Genomic DNA, 18034 nt, shown 5'->3' on the forward strand with positions numbered 1-18034 from the left:
AGAAAGGAAGGCTTTGCTTAGTAAAATATTCTTTTAACGACTTAGTTTGCTTCGGCCATATCAGGAATGGCTTCAACCTTATAGTCACCTGCATCCAGCTTGGCTTTGGTTTCGCTGAAAGCTTTTATGGTTAGCTTAATGTCTTCTGCAGTATGTGCTGCAGTTGGAATTAAGCGGTAAATAATATGTCCTTTTGGAATTACGGGATATACTACGATAGAACAGAAGATACCGTAATTTTCACGAAGGTCCATTACCATTGCAGTAGCTTCTTCTACGCCACCTTTCATGTAAACCGGCGTAACCATAGTATTGGTATTACCAATATCAAATCCATTTTCTTTTAGTCCTTTCTGCAGACTCAATGCGTTATTCCATAATTTCTCGCGGAGTTCCGGCATGGTGCGCAACATATCCAAACGCTTCAGGTTACCCAGAACGATTGGCATTGGTAAGCTTTTCGCGAAGATCTGTGAACGGATATTATAACGGATATAATCAATGATCACTTTAGGACCTGCAAGAAATGCTCCGATTGAAGCCATTGATTTGGCGAAAGTAGAGAAATACAGATCGATGCCATCCTGGCAATCCTGAGCTTCACCCGCACCCATACCAGTTTTACCCAACGTACCAAATCCATGCGCATCATCAACAAGCAGGCGGAATTCGTATGTGCTCTTAAGATCAATGATCTCTTTTAATTTACCCTGATCTCCGGCCATGCCAAACACGCCTTCAGTAATAACCAGGATACCACCCTGTCCCTGCTTTTCAATCATCGCTGTTGCTCTTTCCAATTGTTTGGCGCAATCAGCAACATCATTATGTTTAAAAACAAACCTGTGACCAGGGTGAAGGCGCAAACCATCTATTATACATGCATGGCTTTCAGCATCATATACAATCACGTCATGACGGCCGCAAACGGCGTCAATTGCGCTCATAATACCCTGATAGCCGAAGTTCATCAATATAGCATCTTCTTTCTGTTCAAATTCTGCCAGCTCTTTTTCCAACTGTTCATGATAGTTACTGTTACCACTCATCATCCTCGCTCCCATCGGATATGCAAGGCCGAATGTTTGAGAAGCTTCACCATCCACTTTTCTGATATCCGGATGATTTGCCAATCCTAAATAGTTATTCAGGCTCCATACAACTACGTCTTTACCACGAAATTTCATTCTGCTGCCAATCTCGCCCTCCAGTTTAGGAAATGCAAAATATCCATGTGCTCTTTCACGATGTTGTCCAATAGGGCCGTAATTTTTGATCAGTCTTTCGAAAATATCTGCCATAAAGTATATATAATTTACAATGATAAAATCCGGTTGCTTTGTTGGATTGGTGATGAACCGGTTTATACTTTAACCTTCTGTCTGATAAAAAAGGAGCTTCTCAAGATGAAGCAATCATTATCATTTGCGACTGCGCAAAAATAATTCATTCAAATTAAATATAGCTTGAGTTTTAAGCCTTCGCATCATAATTTTTTGCACTATCATAGGCGTGATGTGCATAAATATTCCCCGAACCGGCCATATTTCCGGATAAAACGAGGTTTAAACTACTTTTTGTTAATGAAGCCGACGTTCTTCCTGCGGGTTTAAAGACGAATATTTCAGAGGAAATTAACAAAAATCATCACGTATCAGGTAACCGAAGGGGAAAGCCCGGCATTCGTTATTAAATATCAATTTTAAGATCACGTTTTCAAATAATACATATCTTCAACCCTACTTTTGTTCCCCTAATAATTGTTTTACAATGAAGTATTGCTTTGTTTTTGTTCTTGGTTTATTTACCGTTATTACATCCAACAGTCAAAGTTCTTCAGCAGCAGCTTCCAAACAAGGTGTATCCCGTCCTAAACTGGTTGTAGGGATTGTGGTCGATCAAATGCGCTGGGATTATCTTTATCGTTACAACGATGTTTTTAAAGCCAACGGAGGTTTTAAAAGAATGCTGAACGATGGCTTTTCATGCGAAAACACGATGATACCGTATACTCCAACTGTCACCGCTGCAGGCCACACCTGCGTGTATACCGGTTCTGTTCCTGCAATCCACGGTATAATGGGAAATGACTGGTATGATAATCAGAAACGCAAAGAAATGTATTGCGCAGGAGATACTTCTGTTCAGACAGTTGGCAGCAGCAACGCTGCAGCCGGAGCGATGAGCCCGGCCAATATGTTAACCACTACAATTACGGATGAACTAAGATTGGCTACCAATTTCCAGAGCAAGGTAATTGGCGTTGCGTTGAAGGACAGAGGTGCTATTTTGCCTGCCGGACATTCAGCTAATGCGGCTTACTGGTATGATGGTAAATCCGGCAACTTTATCACCAGCACGTATTACATGAATGTATTGCCTGACTGGGTTCAAAATTTTAATAACAGGAAACTGGTGGATTCTCTTTACCAGCTAAACTGGACGCTGGCTCTGCCTAAAGAAACTTATCCGATATACTGCACTGCCGATGACAAAGCCTACGAAGGAAAACCTTTTGGCACACCTAATTCAGCAATGCCATATGACTTAAGCAAATATGCAGGAACAGACTATAGCAAGATTTCTTCAACTCCACATGGTAACACATTAACCGTTGAAATGGCAAAAGCAGCCGTGCTTAACGAAGGTTTAGGGAAAAACGGTGTAACGGATTTCTTAGCAGTAAGCTTTTCTTCTCCGGATTATGTAGGTCACACATTCGGACCTAATTCATGGGAACAACTGGATGACTATGTGCGCCTTGACGAAAGCCTTGGCAAATTGTTTGACTTCCTCGACGCATCTGTTGGCAAGGGCCAGTACACAGTATTTCTTACTGCCGACCATGCAGTAGCACATGTACCTGGCTTTATGAAGGAGAACAGACTTCCAGGTGGCACAATCAGTGAGAGCACCATTCTTAAAGGTCTTAACCAAATGCTGAAGGACAAATTTGGTAAGGATAATATTGTTGTAAACGCGAGCAACTACCAGTTCTATCTGAATCATGCTTTGATAGAATCGTCAGATATGGATAAGAACGATATCATCAGGCAGACGATTAAATATCTGCGTAATGTAGATGGTGTTGTGAATGCTTTTGAACTGGACAAACTGGCACAGACTACACTTACTTCAACCATTAAGGAACGTGTTACAAATAGCTATCTTCCTGCACGCAGCGGAGATATCCAGATAATTTTAAAACCGGGATATATTGATGGCGGAGCAACCGGAACAACACATGGCCTTTGGAATCCGTATGATTCTCACATTCCTTTGTTATGGTATGGATGGGGCATCAGGAAAGGTAAAACCAATATTGAAACTTACATGACCGATATTTCACCAACCGTAGCTGCATTACTTCATATTCAAATGCCCAGCGGAAATGTGGGACAGGTGATTGAGGATGTGATGAAGTAAGGCAATGTACGATGTACGATATTAGATGTATGATGTGACCGATCGCAAGTACGAGTTACGAAGTACGAAGTACCTGGGTGCAAGAGCTCGATTATATCTGAGCTCTTGCATTTTTAAATTTAAGCAGTTGTCTAAAAAATAACGTAGCCTGCATTAAAGTACTTCGTAATTCGTAATTCGTACTTAAACCGGTTTTCTTCCTACTTTTGTCCGCTATAGATTTTTGTAAATAGAAATTTATAGCGGATATTTATTTTATAAATTTCATATTTAATAAAACACCAAACTGATTATCAAAGCAATTTAAAACGTACCTCATGCTTAAACCCCTTTCAGGGCTAGTTGTGTGCCTGATATTTTCAACCATAGCCTATTCCCAGTTTCAAACAGCCGATGCTGAAGGTGCATTACAGGCATCTAACCTTAAAAAGATCGATAAAAAAGCCAAATACGGCGCGTATCTCATCAACAAAGAATTTCAATTTAATACGGCAAAAGGTATTAACAATCAATCCATTGTTACATCCCAGGAGAACAGTGTGATTGAAATGGCCAGCATTGCCGAAAAAACGCCTGTCGGCTACCTGGTTCCTTTCAACAGTTTTGTTAAGCTGAAGGATTATGATTTCCAGATCTATTACAAAAATGGTTTCAAAACCGTAAAATATCCCCCGGAGAGGATTTCACTTACAGATGATAACATTTTTCTCGACGATGCATATGGGGAGCTTTATGGTTATCGGGCTGAGGAAGTCGGGCAACGGTACAGGTTTAAATATGAGGCTCAGTATACAGATGCAAAATACCTGACCCGTGTGTTCTTTCATGAGTCATTCCCGGTAAAGCAGGCGGTCATCAGCTTTAAGGTACCATCCTGGCTGGAACTGGAAGTTCTTGAAAAAAATTTTGAAGGATATAAGATCAGGAAAGAGACACAAAAAGGAAAAGACTTCACAGTTTATAAATATACTGCCACGGATATGAGTGGGATTAAGCATGAAGCAATGTCACTTGCAAGACCTTTCTATCTTCCTCACCTGATCATCACTGTTAAGAGCTTTACTCTAAATAATCAAAAGATCAATGGTTTTAAATCTGTGGACGACATATACGCCTGGTATAACTTTTTATATCGCAAGGCTCAAAACAATATAGATGCGATAAAAGCACAGGTGGCAACGCTGACACAAGGCAAGCCGACTGATGAGGAAAAGATCAAATCCATTTATTACTGGGTTCAGGATAACATACGTTATATAGCTTTTGAAGAAGGCTATTCCGGCTTTGTACCACAGACAGTACAGGATGTTTATAAAAACAAATATGGCGACTGTAAGGGGATGGCTAACCTGCTTACCGAAATGTTGAAAATAGCAGGTTACGATGCACACTTTGCGTGGATTGGCACAAGGGAGATCCCTTATGATATTACCGAGGTCCAATCAATGTGTGTAGATAATCACGCCATTTCAGTACTTTATTTAAAAGGAAAAACATACTTCATTGACGGCACGGAAAAGTATGCAGCTTTTGGTAAGGATGCTGCCCGCATTCAGGGAAAGAAAGTTCTGGTAGAACATGGTGACAGTTACAAAATTGAAACCGTTCCGGTGCCTCCTATTGACAACAATCAAATCAGCACAATCTCAAAACTAAAGATAGACGGAGAGAAAATGACCGGCCACATGTCGGTTACTTTTGATGGTGAATCGCGTCATTTTTTTCACTATATCTACAACAATGTTCCGGCTGACAAAAGAAAGAATTTTGTCTCAGGACTGCTGGAAGGGAACTCCGAAAACACAGAGGTTTCCAACATAAAAACTTCCGACTTTACCAACAGGGAAATTCCTATCACCATTGAAGGCGATATTGAAGTTAACAACCAGGTAACGCAGATCGACAAAACATTATATACTACCATTGATTTCTTTCCACGATCTATAATGGGTTTTAACCCGGAAGAAAACAGGCAGTCTCCTATTGATCTCGGTAATCTTTTCGTCGCGACAGACAAAATCATGCTTGAGCTGGATGGCAACACAAAGCCTGCATCATTACCCAAAAAATTCACTGCAGCATTTAACAAGAACCAGGTTGATGCTGAATACAATTATTCCAACAATACAATCTCATTACAGAAAAAAACGACTATCGCTTCACCGGTTATTCTTCCTGCAGATTTTGAGGCATGGAAAAAGTTTGTAGCCTCAGTGAAAGAGTTTAACAGAAGCAGTATTTCGATTCAACAATAATTTGAACCCACCAAATGAAAAAGATCATTCTGGTTAGTGCATTTGCATGCCTGACTATTCAAACAACATTCGCCCAAAACCGCATCAGTAAAAGGGAACTGGACATCATCACTAAAAATCAGAAGGCGTCGCCGTTACTTATAGACGATCCCGATTTTACAGCAACAACCGTATCCGGATCAAACAATGATGGCGCTGTTATCCTTTCACAGAAAACAACTTTCGCTTTCGACAAAAAAGGATTGAGTGCTGGAAAAATAATCGGAAGAAACATTCTCGGTATCATATTTGCGCCGTTGACATTGGGCACTTCTATCGTTGCTGCCAACCGCTCAAACGGTGAAACCCAAATGCTGGTGGAAGAAACAGAAAGAAGACGTTTATTGCTTAATGACAAGTTCTCTATCGAACAATATTCTATCTTATACTTCCGCCTCTCCAACGAGCTTGATGCATTTTCCGCAAAAGTTATTAAGAAAGATGGCTCACAAAAAAATGTAGAGCTGGCTGATGCTGTAAGAGTTGAGAACAGCAACAGTGTTCCGGATATTTTCAGAAGCTATACTGATCAAAAAATATCCACTACTTATCGCCCCAGCTTTTATAAAATAGCCGTTCCGGATCTCGAGGAAGGTGATGTTATTGAATACGAATTCAGAAACATCAACAACAGGAGTTACGGATCCAATCCCAATTATAAAGAATTTGCTCCGGTATATTACGTGTGCAACAGGTCTATGCCAGTTGCAAAGCAGATCATTGAAATAACAACCGCTGACGAACACTATCACCTTGCATACAAGACAATAAAAGGTGCGCCGGATTTTACATCAACATCTAAAAACGGCATCCAGGTATATCGCTGGGTTGATGAACGCAGAGATAAACTTCAAAGCGTAAAATATGTAAACACTTATACGGAATTGCCGATGATGAAGTTCCAGGTCAGCTATTCAAAAAATAACAACAATGATCTTGTATGGTTTAAGAACGACGACGAATTAAAAAAGGACATGACGGCTGAAGAGCTGATGGGAAAGGCTAAAACAGCCTGGTTTCAGCCTGGGAAAGTGCAGAGTTCGTCATTAAGTGGCTCGTCAGCTGTAGATATTGACGATATGGAAAGTGCCATTTTAAAGTCATTGAAAAAGCGCGGCATCAAAGAAGCTTCCGATGATGATTATGTACGCAAGGCCTATTATACCATCCGCTCTAAGACACTTTACAATAGCTGGAACGATTATACTTATGCAAGGATTTTTTCAGACTTACTGAAGGAGAAAAAAATTGATCACGAGGTAATTGTCACCAACAACAACCATTTGACGGACCTTTCCAAAGTAGCATTTACATCAGAACTTGGCTGGCTGATCAAGTATAAGGACAAGTTTTACTGTAATCCTTCCGAACATCTTAATCCGGAGGAATTATCATCAGAATTCAATGGCAATGTAGCAGCAAGATTTAATCCCGATGACAAGAAAGCTAAATTTACTATCGACCGCCTGCCAATTACAGATACACTGACCAACACGCTGACAGTACAATTAAACAGTTCTCTTCCCGATATAACGCAACCAATTGTTTCGGTAGACAGAACTACCGAAGCAAAGGGCTCTTTAAAAGATGTACTTATTGATGATGCACTTGCACTAACTCCTTTTATGGAATCTGATTTTAAAAATTATGACGGAGCCGGTTTATGGGAAGGATTAAGTTCACGTGAAGAAGATAAGGCTTCGGAAGAACTTACGCATCAAAAGAAGGAGTGGAAAGAAGATAAGCCTTTAATGATGAAAGAAATTGCCAACGGCCAGTATAACGATCACGTTGATAAATACAATTCTTTCCGCGTTGTTGAAGATGGTCGCAGCTATAAGAAAAGAACATTGAAATACACGGAGAACTTTACACTGACAGAAATGACATCTAACGCCGGAGATGATATTGTTTTAAAACTTCCATCTTTGATAGGTAGCCAGACAAGAATAAAGAAAGAAGATAAAACAAGGAATTACCCGGTTAATATTAAGACTACAAGTGCGATAACCTACTATATCAACTTTACCGTTCCAACCGGTTATATATTAAAGGGGTGGGAAAGTTTAAATAAGAAGACAGAGAATGATTTTGCCAGCTTTACAACAAGAGCCAAGCTGGAAAATAGTATTCTGTATATCCAGGCAAGAGAAGTGTTTAAAAAGACCAACGTAGAAGCTGCCAACTGGCCTTCGATTGTAGCAGTATTGGATGCAACGTACAATTTCTCTCAAGCGAAATTGTTGTTGAAAAAAGGACAATAATAAAAACAGATAGATTTCTTCTACTACAAAAAAGGTTTGATGTCTTGAAACATCAAACCTTTTTTCTTTATGGAAATTAATTGTTACACAGAGCTACACGGGAGAAGACACTGAGTTACACGGAGAACAGGTCCCTTTTGCACATTCGCACATTCACATATTCGCACATTTACAATTTTCCACTTTCAATTGTCAATTAAATTAAATCTTCGTTCCTGTAACCTTTATCTTAGTCTTGATCTTAACCGGGATCTCCATTCCCATAATTTTCATATTGCCTTCAATCTGCTGATCAAGATCGGAAGAAGTAGTCATACCGGTGGGCAGATCAAGTTCAGTCGTGCCTTTCTGCGTTCCTTTCATGTTTGTTTCAATCTTCATCATCCCCATATCCATAGCGCCACTGGTTATATCAGAGCTGACGTCTATAGTGGCCTTGTTATTATCTACACCTTTAAGCGTAAAGCTGTTGGCCATTTTAAAATCAAGGCCTGCAGTTAACATCATAGAATCTTTCCAGGTATCACCCACACTTACTTTACTTGACGGAAAAATCTTAAAGGATTGTTCAATCATGCTTTTTACAAAATCTTTACCCATTATTTTTTCCGTTGTTGTTCTGATCATTGCTTTTCGTGCCGAATCCAGTGGTATAGATCCCACAACACGGTCCAGCAGTTCATCGATGCCAGTTACATCCTTAACCTGCCCCTTTTCGGATATTGTTATCAGCAAGGGATAGTTCTTCATGCCGTTATACACAAATGTCATAGGGTTATTTCCATTCGCTGCAGAAGAATCGTCCGTATCATATGCGGTTCCATTGGATGATCCTTTAAACCTGTTGTAAGTAAGTTTCAAGTGTTTGTCTGCACCCGTGTTTTGTAATATTTCATAGGTCACATACATCTCAGTCGTATTATCCACATTGTGTTCCTGCCCCTTCATACTTTGTTGCATTTCCTGGTTCATTACAACCACGTATTTGTATTTGGCGCCGGCAGGTGGATTAAACTTTAGATCGTATGAACCGTTCTTACAGGAGATGAGCAACAAAACCGAAAAAAGAACACTTAGATAAGAGGTTATTTTTGTCATTGTTTACAGGTTACTTGTATAAAATTTTTTTAGCCGATGTATAAAACAAAACAACGGTTATTGTTTTGAAGCAATATATGAAATGATCTGATCCGCGTGAACTCTCGAGTTCTCAATAAACCATTTATGTGTGTTCATACCGCCACAAACAACGCCGGCAAGAAAAATACCGGGCTGGTTTGTTTCCATTGTTTCTTCATGATAAGATGGCACACAAATATCATCGGCTGAAAATTCAATGCCGAATTTCTTCAGTAGTTCAAAGTTAGGCCGATAGCCGGTCATTGCCAGCACAAAATCATTTTCAATGGTTACTTCACCGTCAGGCGTTTCAATTGTTACAGTGTCCTCTGCGATGGACTTTACGGATGAATTGAAGTAAGCTTTAATGCTGCCTTCTTTAATCCTGTTTTCCATATCAGGTTTTACCCAATACTTAACCCTTTCTCCAATCACATCTTTTCTGATGACCATGGTAACGTCTGCGCCTTTGCGCCAGGTTTCCAACGCAGCATCAACAGAAGAGTTATTGGCTCCAACCACCAGCACTTTCTGAAATGCATAGAAGCTCGGATCGCGATAGTAATGTTTAACTTTTGGCAGATCTTCACCTGGAACATTCATATAAATGGGAATATCATAAAACCCGGTAGCAATAATAATATTTCTGGCCTCGTAGGCGGCTTTCGGGGTAACAACAGAAAACAGGTTCTCCTCGCCTTCATTATTCAACCTGTTTACTTCTTTAACCTCCTCAAACAAACGGATATTTAAGTCAAAGGATTGCTTCACCCTTCTATAGTATTCCAATGCCTCATTTCTGTGAGGCTTCGGATTGAGGCTCATGAACGGAACATCACCAATTTCCAGTCGTTCGGATGTTGAGAAAAAAGTCATGTACAACGGATAATTATACAAACTATTGACCAATGCTCCTTTTTCGATTATAATGTAATTAAGCCCTGCTTTTTTCGCCGCGATACCGCAGGCAAGGCCAATAGGCCCTCCTCCGATAATCAGGATATCGTACTTACTCATGGTGTAAATGTACGTTTTTGAAAATTAGTTCACCTAACGATCCTTCACCTGTAAAAGAATGTCTGAGAGAACTGCTCGCCAGAGCTGTCTAACCTCCTTGAAAATGCTTGTTATAGTTGATTGGAACAAAAACAAATGAAAAAGCAACCCGAAGACATTTACGAGACCATTTAACATGCCCGCAACTAACAAAAAAAGAGGGAAAAAAATACGGTAATAATCGAACAAAAAAATTCTATACGGTTTTATTCTTGGTCTTATTATCGTTTGTTCAACTCCGTTCTTTTTTGCTAACAACTGAATATATATGAGGTAAAAAATTAGCCCCGGGATTACTAAAAACAATTGGTTACAAATCACGTACGCCAAAAAAGCAGCGACTTCTATGGTAACAATACAGATACCGATTCGCGAAAGTCTGGGTTTGCTTATTTGTTGAACAACAGTTTGCAGTCCGCTCACTTTATCATTTTCGCTATCGTCAAGCTGATGCCAAAGGATACCTCTAAGCCCAAAACAAAAAAACCAGGTTCCAAGGAACACAAACAGCAAGGGTTGAATCTCCAATTTCGCATCTCTATAAAAACATGACACAAGAAACAATACGGGCAACATTTCCGAACCAAGCGCTTCTGCTATAAGCCCTGCAACTCCTCTTTTTTTAAGCCTGAATGGAGGCAATGAATATAAAGTGAAAGATATATGAGCGGCCAGATAAAAAAGATTTTGCCAGGAGAAAAGACTTCCTGACATTGCTACTATACAAAATCCAAGAATGACGGGGAATGATACGATACCAATCCGTTGAATAGCTGTATAACCAATCATTCCATTTTTTTTCCCAGCCTTAAGATCTTCACTAACGTCTGTTGCATCATTCAGCAAACTCACATAAATCGCACCCAGAACTACAGCAATTGCAGGAATTGACATTAACTGCAACACTTTAAAAAAGGGTATTTGACTTTGGATCATAACCATATAGACAACAGCAAGCATTGGTGGAATTTTGTATTCCCACCACGCGTTGGCTCTGATAACTGCAAAAATATTTCTCATACAGCAACCTTTTCAGGGTTCACTTTTTCCATTCTATTTAAAATTGAATCTGCTAATACTTTTTCAGATTGAAACGGAACATTTTCTTCAATAAATGCATGGGCTCTTTTTCCTATGGCTTCCCACTCCTCCCGAGCATTCCATGCCCGTTCCAAAACCGCGTCAAAATCTTCTTCATTAGCATGACCGATAAACCCATTTATTCCGTCATTTATAACTTCACAATTACCTCCGGCCTGCGATACGATCGCCGTGCGCCCGCATGCCATAGCTTCAAGTAATACAAGGGGTAATCCTTCATTTCGGGAAGGTAAAACCAATGCATGATAGTCCTCCCAAAGACGAACAATGTCATCGATATGATCCAGAAACTGAATATTGCTTGCACCAAGAAACTCAGCCATTTCCATCAATCCGTCTTTGTCAATTCCTGAGCCTATAAAAGAAATTGTCATTGATCGCTCCCGCCACTTTTGCTGTGCCATTACCCTGATCAAAATATCCTGCCCTTTATCCAGCAGATAATAGCGCCCAATGCATGCAAGCCGAAGTCCCTGCGTGGCATCCGGCATTGGAATTATTTGCCGGGGGACCTTTATTGGACCGTAAAAAACTTCAGATTGCGGAAGACATGTTCCGAATTGCTCTTCAGTTAATCGCCTGCAGTGATTTGATACGAAGTAACACCATGAAGCCTTCTCTAGTATATCCCGCAGTGAATTTCTGTTTGTGTAGTGAGGCCAGCAAAAGTTAACTGCCTTTTGAGCTATTACTATATAGGGTATTTTAAGCTCTCTGCAGCCATCTGCCAATTGGAGACCATCAAAATTCTGTCCTTGTGATAAGATTACAAATTCTGGCTGCAGCTTTTGAAGCTTTCTTTTCACCAAATAGGAATCATTAACATAAGCGACATCCTTTGGCCTGACTGTCCTTAAGACGAGTTGGAAAACTCTTTTTAATAACTTAATTGTATTTTTTATTTTAAACAACGCAGAGTACTTCTTAGCGCTTAATGAATTTAGAGATTCAGGCAACAATTCTTCAAGCGCAACATTATTGTTAGCAAGATTTTTATATTGGATATGCTGCTTATTTAAATTCCGCTTTAATACCGTTACACGATATCCGGAAGATTGAAAATGTGGAATTGTACGCGCCCATACTTCCTCGCTCCCACCCCAGTCTTCCGGGCAGCTTGTAATTATAGCTATATGGTGGTTCCTTTCAATCACTTTTAGTTGTATTAATGCCTTCATCGATACACGGTGAACATTTAGGATAAATGCTTTTCATTTGCTGAACGAACTAGCCTGAAATCGAAGCTAATGATCCGAAACAGAATGTCTGGTTGCAAAAAATGAAACTATGATGTGCTTCGGCAAAAAGCTGAATTCTCTTTTTGAAAAAAACGCTTAACATAGATGGCAAATGTAAAATTATAGCACCGCAAATTGCTCATTGATGGTTAGAAAAGGTACGTGTATAATGCATTTCAATATTGACAAAATTATATAAATTCATCTATAATGCGAAACAGGAACGAAATTGGTCTGTATCTTTGACCGATTCTTAAAAAGGTAATTACGATAACCGTCGCATATAAATCCGCCTGATGCAAAATATCAATAGTTCCCCTGATCATTTTTCTTTAGAGGCAAACGAAATAGTTGATCTAAAAACCGTAGAAGCAGCTATTGATAAAGGATTGGACTTTCTGACTCAGCATCAATACCCTAATGGTGAATTTTGTTGTTATGTTGCAGCCGATGAGCCAATGCAGGGGTGGTGTTTTCCGGATAGTACTGTTTTTGCAACCATGGTGGTAGCTTCTTGCCTATTACCCCTTTCGGAATCAGCGATTGCGGAAAGAATGCTGTCCAAAGCAACTGGTTATCTTTACGGCCAAATGCATTTTGGACGCTTATGGCCTGTTTTTTCAAATTTACATCCGTGGCACAAGATCGTTCCCTATGATGCAGACAGCCTTGCCTACGGTACGGCATTTATGGAGGAGAGAGGAGTTTCAATGCCCTCACCCAACAACAAAAAATTATTGTTAGCTAACCGGTCCCGCAACGGGTTATTCTATACATGGTACATTATCCGGTTAGGGCTGCAAACACACAAAGGACATTGGCGTGTTTCTATTAAGGAATTAAGAAGACCTATTACAAGTTTGCTATTCTGGCACGTCAACGAATGCACTCGAGGTGATATCGATTTAGGAATTAATACGAACATTCTCTATTATCTTGGCGACATCCCGGAAACAGCCCCTATAATAGACGCAATCATTAAAACAATAAATGAATGCAATGAACATGATTGTGACAAATGGTACAGAAACCCATTTACTATTTATTACCTGGTTTCAAGAGCGTACAACCGTGGAGTAAAAAAACTTCAGCCTGTTGTCGCACCGATTATTGAAAGAATTCTTAAAACGGCATCCGCAGATGGCCAGCTAGGTAAATCAATTCTTGATACTGCACTTGGCGTTATCTCATTGATCAATTTTGGATATACGTCGGAAGGACTGCACAAAGCCGTTGATTTCATTATCCAAAATCAGAAAAATCATGGCGACTGGTCACGCTGGTTATTCTATTATGGAGGCCCAAAGTTGCTCAAGGGCTGGGGATCAGAAGAATTAACAACAGGCTTTTGTATAGAAAGTCTTGCCCGCTATAAAAATGAATTTTGGTGTAATACCAATTGAAGCAGAAAGAACGAAACATTACACCAGGATTCATCGTCACCAAAGCACAAGCACATTGTTGTTCTTAATCGTGTGCTCAGATTATTTACTCATTGAAAATCTCCGGACAAATATTTTACCCATGTGAATCATCTTTTGAAATGACAGCAGCATTGTAAAAAATGGGGCTAAAAACATTGCTCTGAGAAAAAATAAAATGCTTTTAAATATTTTAAGATTGTGCCTTATTTGAACATAACTATAGGACGCCCACACTCGAATTTTTGTTTTGGTAAAAGTTTTCTGTTCACTGGATGTAAATTTTTTTCCCAACCGACTAAACAGATAATCGACATCATGCAACATATCCCGCACCAGATCAGGTGCATATCGTCCATCAAATACGTTGTTACCTGTACGGTTTTTATGCCAAAGTATTTCTCTTGTAAAAGCGGCCTTGCAAGGCGAACTAAAAATCATGTCAAGGGCCAGGCACCAGTCGTCTGCAATTCTAAGTTCACTATTCCAATTGTTCTTTAATGAGGAACGTCTGATCAGAAGCGATGATGAAGGAGATGGGCATCCTGTCAGATACAAGTGACGCAACTCCTCACTATCGAGATACACCCATTCTGTTTTGTACTGCTTTAGTGTGCCTCTTAAAACATAACAGATAGAGAAAAAATCAATGCGTTGACCATTTCCTAAGTCTTGTAGCCAATTAGCAAACACAAAGTCGAGATCAAATGCCTCTATTTGCTCAACACATTTTAGTAAAAAAGAGTTCTCCCAGGTGTCATCCGAATCCAGAGATGCAATGTAAACGCCCTTTGCATGCCGTAAGCCATTACTCCTTGCCCAGCCCTGTCCGCCGTGTTCCAGTTCAAGCACGCTGACAGAGGGATATGCTTTCAGCACTTCAAGTGTATTGTCTGTAGATCCGTCATCAGCCACAATTATTTCCACATTTTTATATGTTTGATTAATTACGCTTTTTATGGCGTTTTGGATTTTGTCGGCACGATTATAAGTAGGGATTATAACCGATACTAAAGGCTCAGTTTTCAAGGATGATTGATTTTATGGAATTAGCAAAAAATTCTTCCGGAACATAAGAGACAGTTTTAGTAATAAATGCATTGCCTCTTTTTCCAATATTTATCCATTCATCTTTCAGCTGCCAGGCGCGCTCCATGGCTGCATCGAATGCTATCTCAGAAGGGTCTCCAATAAACCCGGTTACTCCATCAGAAATCAGTTCGGCATTACCTCCCACTGATGACACTATAGCCATACGGCCGCAAGCCATCGCTTCTAAAAGTACCAAGGGAGTACCCTCGCTACGCGATGGAAGCACCAGGCCGTGATAGGACTTCCAGAGTTCTTCAATGTTATCTGTCTGTTCAACGAAGGAGATATTTTTTACACCAAGCAAGGCGGCCATTTCAATTAAGCCCTCCTTATCGGCCCCTGTACCTATAAAAGAAACAGAGATGGGCCTCTGCTTCCATTTTGGCATTGCTAATATTCGGATAAGAATATCCTGGCCTTTATCCAATAAGAAGTATCGACCAATGCAGGCAAGCCTGTACCCATTATTATAATCGGGTGCGGGTAATATTTGCCTTGGCACTTTTATAGGATTAACTATTACATCGGCATTGCTGAATTTTACTCCGAACTGTTGCTCTGTCAATGTTTTGTTGTGAACTGAAACGAAATATGCTTTAACTGCCCGTTGATAAACGTTACGCATTAAGCCGCGGATTTCATTGGGTGGCCAATAAAAGTCTACAGCTTTCTGCGCAACCAACACATAAGGTATATCCCTCTTTAGACAGGCATTCGCAAGTTGTAAGCCATCGAAATTAATTCCCTGTGACACAATTACCAGATCCGGTTTTTCCTGTCTGAATAAAGAAGACAAACGCAATGCTGCCTCCTGAGGTATTGGTCCTTTCAGTAGTTTTAGCTTGCGAAATACTTTTCGTATAACAGTTTTATATACTGAAAAAGGTGTGGCCAGATTGAAGAGCCTTACGCCTCTATCAGCCAATTTGATGAACGCTGGATGTGTTTTGTCCAGTTCCCATTTGTAGACACTGATCTTGTATCCCATTTCCAGCCAGTAAGGTATTGCTCTTGCCCAGAGCTCTTCGCTCCCGCCCCAGTTTTCAGTGCAGGATGTAACAATTGCCAGATGCTTTTTTGACGTTTCCAATGCTCTTTTCTTTTTAATTAAGCATGTTCAATGCTGAACATTTTCGAATACCGACCTTTCCGTTGAATAAGATCTGTGTGGTTTCCGCTTTCAATCACCTTTTGATCTTCTATAACATAAATGTGGTCCGCCTGCATGATAGTGGAGAGCCGATGACTTATCACAAGAGCCGAACGATCTCCGATTCTTTCTCTTAATGATCTGAAGAGATCATTTTCAGAGAATGCATCAAGCGCACTGGTTGCCTCATCAAGTATGATTAACCCGGACTCTGCATAGAACGCACGTGCAATTGCGAGTTTTTGCCATTCACCAATGCTTAATTCTTTTCCGCCATCAAAAGTGCGTCCAAGAATAGTGTTGTATCCGTTGGAGAATCGCTTTAAAACATCATCTGCACCCGAGAGCCTGGCTGCATTTTCTATTTCGTCCGGTTCCCGCTCTTTTTGAATATTACCGAACCAGATATTGTCAGAGGCAGAAAAATTATATTTTACATAATCCTGGAACACTACACTAACCTGACGCCTGTACCAACTTACATCCAGGTCTCGGATATCTGTTCCATTTATAGTGATGCGTCCATTGAGAGGATCATACAATCTGCACAACAATTTTATCAGGGTAGATTTACCGGCACCGTTCATTCCAACCAATGCCACAATCTTGCCCGGCGGTATGATTAATGAAATATTATTCAGCACAAAATTCTTCGAGTGAGGATATTTAAACGACAAATTTTCTATTGCTATGTGGGGTGGATTCTGACGGATAGCATTTGTGTTGCCTTCGCCTGCAGCATTCATTAACGGCTTTAAGTGCAATAGTTCAAAAATATCTGCTATATAAATATTGTTTTGATAAAACCGTGAAATTGCTCCGATCAGGCCTTGCACAGTACTGAACGACTGCGGAAATATCACAAGAAATACAGCGATATCACCAAAACTCGCTTTTCCTTTCAGTGTAGCCATGATGATAACCGCCATCACCGAAAAAAAGGCCAATGTTGCAAGAAGAGTTGTAGCAATCTCAACAATCATTTTGCGTTTTTCAAGCTGTATCAGTTCGTTAACAAGTCTGTGCTTGATCTTGCCATATTTTTCTAAAAGAAAATTACCCAGTGCAAAAGCCCTGATTTCTTTTGCAGCAGCATCGCCGGTCATAAGATGACTGAGATAGGTTGTTTCCCGTTCCAATGCGGCATTGTCTCTTTGCCACAGATACTGCCTGTCGGAAAACTTTATACGTACAAAAAGAATTGGCAGCACAATCATACACAACAACGGCAACAACAACCAGTTAGTTGCAATCAACATGTATATCATTGCAACAAGCATAATACTGTTTTTTGCCAAATCGTTTAAGCTTAAAATAATCGCTTTGGGCTTGTTTGCACCTGCTTCCCGGGCTCTTTTCAAAATGTCGAGGTACGCAGGATCTTCATAGTAACTGAGATCAAGCTTTAACGTATGAGCATGTATCTGTTCGTCTATTTCACAGTCAATTCGGGATGCCAGGGAATCACTTACGAAGGCAGATACACTTTTAATACATACATACAATACGCCGATCGATGCAGCAAAGACGAGATAGTAAATGACAGCATCCCTATTCAATCTCGCCTGGCCTCCGGCGAATTGATCCATCAACAGCTTTAATGAATACACCGTTCCTGCCCAACATGCATTTTCAATAAGAATAAGACATAACGAGATTATAATTCGCTTCGACGAGATTTTCCAGATGAGTTGTAGCGCTTGTTTTGGATGCACGTTCCGGTACCATTTCTTTAGCTTAGCTCTGATATTACTCATTATACCGCCTTTGAAGAATTGAGAAAGCAAAACAGGTCAGACAGAAAATACTGTATAAGGCAGGCAAGCGATGTGCCGGTGTTTATGTACATTGTTAGCTACAATTGGGGGTACGA

The 18034-nt window shown here is 40.1% G+C and carries 12 protein-coding genes; 4 read left to right on the top strand and 8 right to left on the bottom strand.

Features of this window, described 5'->3' with window-relative positions; genetic code table 11:
* Positions 1 to 41: 41 nt before the first annotated feature.
* Entirely contained in the window at positions 42 to 1301 is a 1260-nt protein-coding gene (locus tag QTN47_RS10125; protein ID WP_369329243.1) for an aminotransferase class I/II-fold pyridoxal phosphate-dependent enzyme, read from the bottom strand.
* Positions 1302 to 1770: 469 nt separating this feature from the next.
* Between QTN47_RS10125 and pafA the strand changes: the two genes are divergently transcribed.
* The 3 genes from pafA to QTN47_RS10140 all read left to right on the top strand — a co-directional run bounded on the left by pafA (position 1771) and on the right by QTN47_RS10140 (position 7984).
* The gene (gene pafA, locus QTN47_RS10130) at positions 1771 to 3426 is read left to right on the top strand and encodes an alkaline phosphatase PafA (protein ID WP_369329244.1); all 1656 of its coding nucleotides are present in this window, start codon (positions 1771 to 1773) and stop codon (positions 3424 to 3426) included.
* Positions 3427 to 3743: 317 nt separating this feature from the next.
* Entirely contained in the window at positions 3744 to 5681 is a 1938-nt protein-coding gene (locus QTN47_RS10135; protein ID WP_369329245.1) for a transglutaminase-like domain-containing protein, read from the top strand.
* A 14-nt stretch (positions 5682 to 5695) separates the two neighbouring features.
* Positions 5696 to 7984: a DUF3858 domain-containing protein gene (locus tag QTN47_RS10140; RefSeq protein ID WP_369329246.1), complete on the top strand. Its 2289-nt coding sequence runs from the start codon at positions 5696 to 5698 to the stop codon at positions 7982 to 7984.
* A 201-nt stretch (positions 7985 to 8185) separates the two neighbouring features.
* Here the strand turns inward: QTN47_RS10140 and QTN47_RS10145 are convergent, their stop codons facing one another.
* Genes QTN47_RS10145 through QTN47_RS10160 form a run of 4 tightly spaced genes read right to left on the bottom strand, consistent with a single transcriptional unit; the run spans position 8186 to position 12438 of the window.
* Positions 8186 to 9082: a DUF6263 family protein gene (locus QTN47_RS10145; protein WP_369329247.1), complete on the bottom strand. Its 897-nt coding sequence runs from the start codon at positions 9080 to 9082 to the stop codon at positions 8186 to 8188.
* A 57-nt stretch (positions 9083 to 9139) separates the two neighbouring features.
* Positions 9140 to 10120 (bottom strand): YpdA family putative bacillithiol disulfide reductase, encoded by a 981-nt coding sequence (locus tag QTN47_RS10150; RefSeq protein WP_369329248.1) that lies wholly within the window; start codon positions 10118 to 10120, stop codon positions 9140 to 9142.
* Positions 10121 to 10153: 33 nt separating this feature from the next.
* Positions 10154 to 11179, bottom strand: coding sequence for a UbiA family prenyltransferase (locus tag QTN47_RS10155; RefSeq protein WP_369329249.1), 1026 nt, complete (start codon positions 11177 to 11179; stop codon positions 10154 to 10156).
* Entirely contained in the window at positions 11176 to 12438 is a 1263-nt protein-coding gene (locus QTN47_RS10160; RefSeq protein WP_369329250.1) for a glycosyltransferase family 4 protein, read from the bottom strand. The genes QTN47_RS10155 and QTN47_RS10160 overlap by 4 nt, the downstream gene beginning before the upstream one ends.
* Positions 12439 to 12794: 356 nt before the next feature.
* On the opposite strand from QTN47_RS10160, the gene QTN47_RS10165 reads away from it, so the two are divergent.
* Entirely contained in the window at positions 12795 to 13901 is a 1107-nt protein-coding gene (locus QTN47_RS10165; RefSeq protein WP_369329251.1) for a prenyltransferase/squalene oxidase repeat-containing protein, read from the top strand.
* 81 nt (positions 13902 to 13982) lie between these two features.
* Here the strand turns inward: QTN47_RS10165 and QTN47_RS10170 are convergent, their stop codons facing one another.
* Genes QTN47_RS10170 through QTN47_RS10180 form a run of 3 tightly spaced genes read right to left on the bottom strand, consistent with a single transcriptional unit; the run spans position 13983 to position 17918 of the window.
* Entirely contained in the window at positions 13983 to 14948 is a 966-nt protein-coding gene (locus QTN47_RS10170) for a glycosyltransferase family 2 protein (RefSeq protein ID WP_369329252.1), read from the bottom strand.
* Entirely contained in the window at positions 14938 to 16101 is a 1164-nt protein-coding gene (locus tag QTN47_RS10175; RefSeq protein ID WP_369329253.1) for a glycosyltransferase, read from the bottom strand. Before QTN47_RS10175 ends, QTN47_RS10170 begins: the two co-directional genes overlap by 11 nt.
* Before the next feature lie 17 nt (positions 16102 to 16118).
* Entirely contained in the window at positions 16119 to 17918 is a 1800-nt protein-coding gene (locus QTN47_RS10180; RefSeq protein ID WP_369329254.1) for an ABC transporter ATP-binding protein, read from the bottom strand.
* Between the last annotated feature and the right edge of the window lie 116 nt (positions 17919 to 18034).

Origin of the sequence: Danxiaibacter flavus, from assembly GCF_041060425.1 — a bacterium.
Lineage (GTDB): Bacteria > Bacteroidota > Bacteroidia > Chitinophagales > Chitinophagaceae > Danxiaibacter > Danxiaibacter flavus.

What these genes read in the sequence shown, in the direction of transcription:
- QTN47_RS10125 (WP_369329243.1), bottom strand. Translation starts at nt 1,301, where the DNA reads ATGGCAGATATTTTCGAAAGACTGATCAAAAATTACGGCCCTATTGGA.
- pafA (WP_369329244.1), top strand. Translation starts at nt 1,771, where the DNA reads ATGAAGTATTGCTTTGTTTTTGTTCTTGGTTTATTTACCGTTATTACA.
- QTN47_RS10135 (WP_369329245.1), top strand. Translation starts at nt 3,744, where the DNA reads ATGCTTAAACCCCTTTCAGGGCTAGTTGTGTGCCTGATATTTTCAACC.
- QTN47_RS10140 (WP_369329246.1), top strand. Translation starts at nt 5,696, where the DNA reads ATGAAAAAGATCATTCTGGTTAGTGCATTTGCATGCCTGACTATTCAA.
- QTN47_RS10145 (WP_369329247.1), bottom strand. Translation starts at nt 9,082, where the DNA reads ATGACAAAAATAACCTCTTATCTAAGTGTTCTTTTTTCGGTTTTGTTG.
- QTN47_RS10150 (WP_369329248.1), bottom strand. Translation starts at nt 10,120, where the DNA reads ATGAGTAAGTACGATATCCTGATTATCGGAGGAGGGCCTATTGGCCTT.
- QTN47_RS10155 (WP_369329249.1), bottom strand. Translation starts at nt 11,179, where the DNA reads ATGAGAAATATTTTTGCAGTTATCAGAGCCAACGCGTGGTGGGAATAC.
- QTN47_RS10160 (WP_369329250.1), bottom strand. Translation starts at nt 12,438, where the DNA reads ATGAAGGCATTAATACAACTAAAAGTGATTGAAAGGAACCACCATATA.
- QTN47_RS10165 (WP_369329251.1), top strand. Translation starts at nt 12,795, where the DNA reads ATGCAAAATATCAATAGTTCCCCTGATCATTTTTCTTTAGAGGCAAAC.
- QTN47_RS10180 (WP_369329254.1), bottom strand. Translation starts at nt 17,918, where the DNA reads ATGAGTAATATCAGAGCTAAGCTAAAGAAATGGTACCGGAACGTGCAT.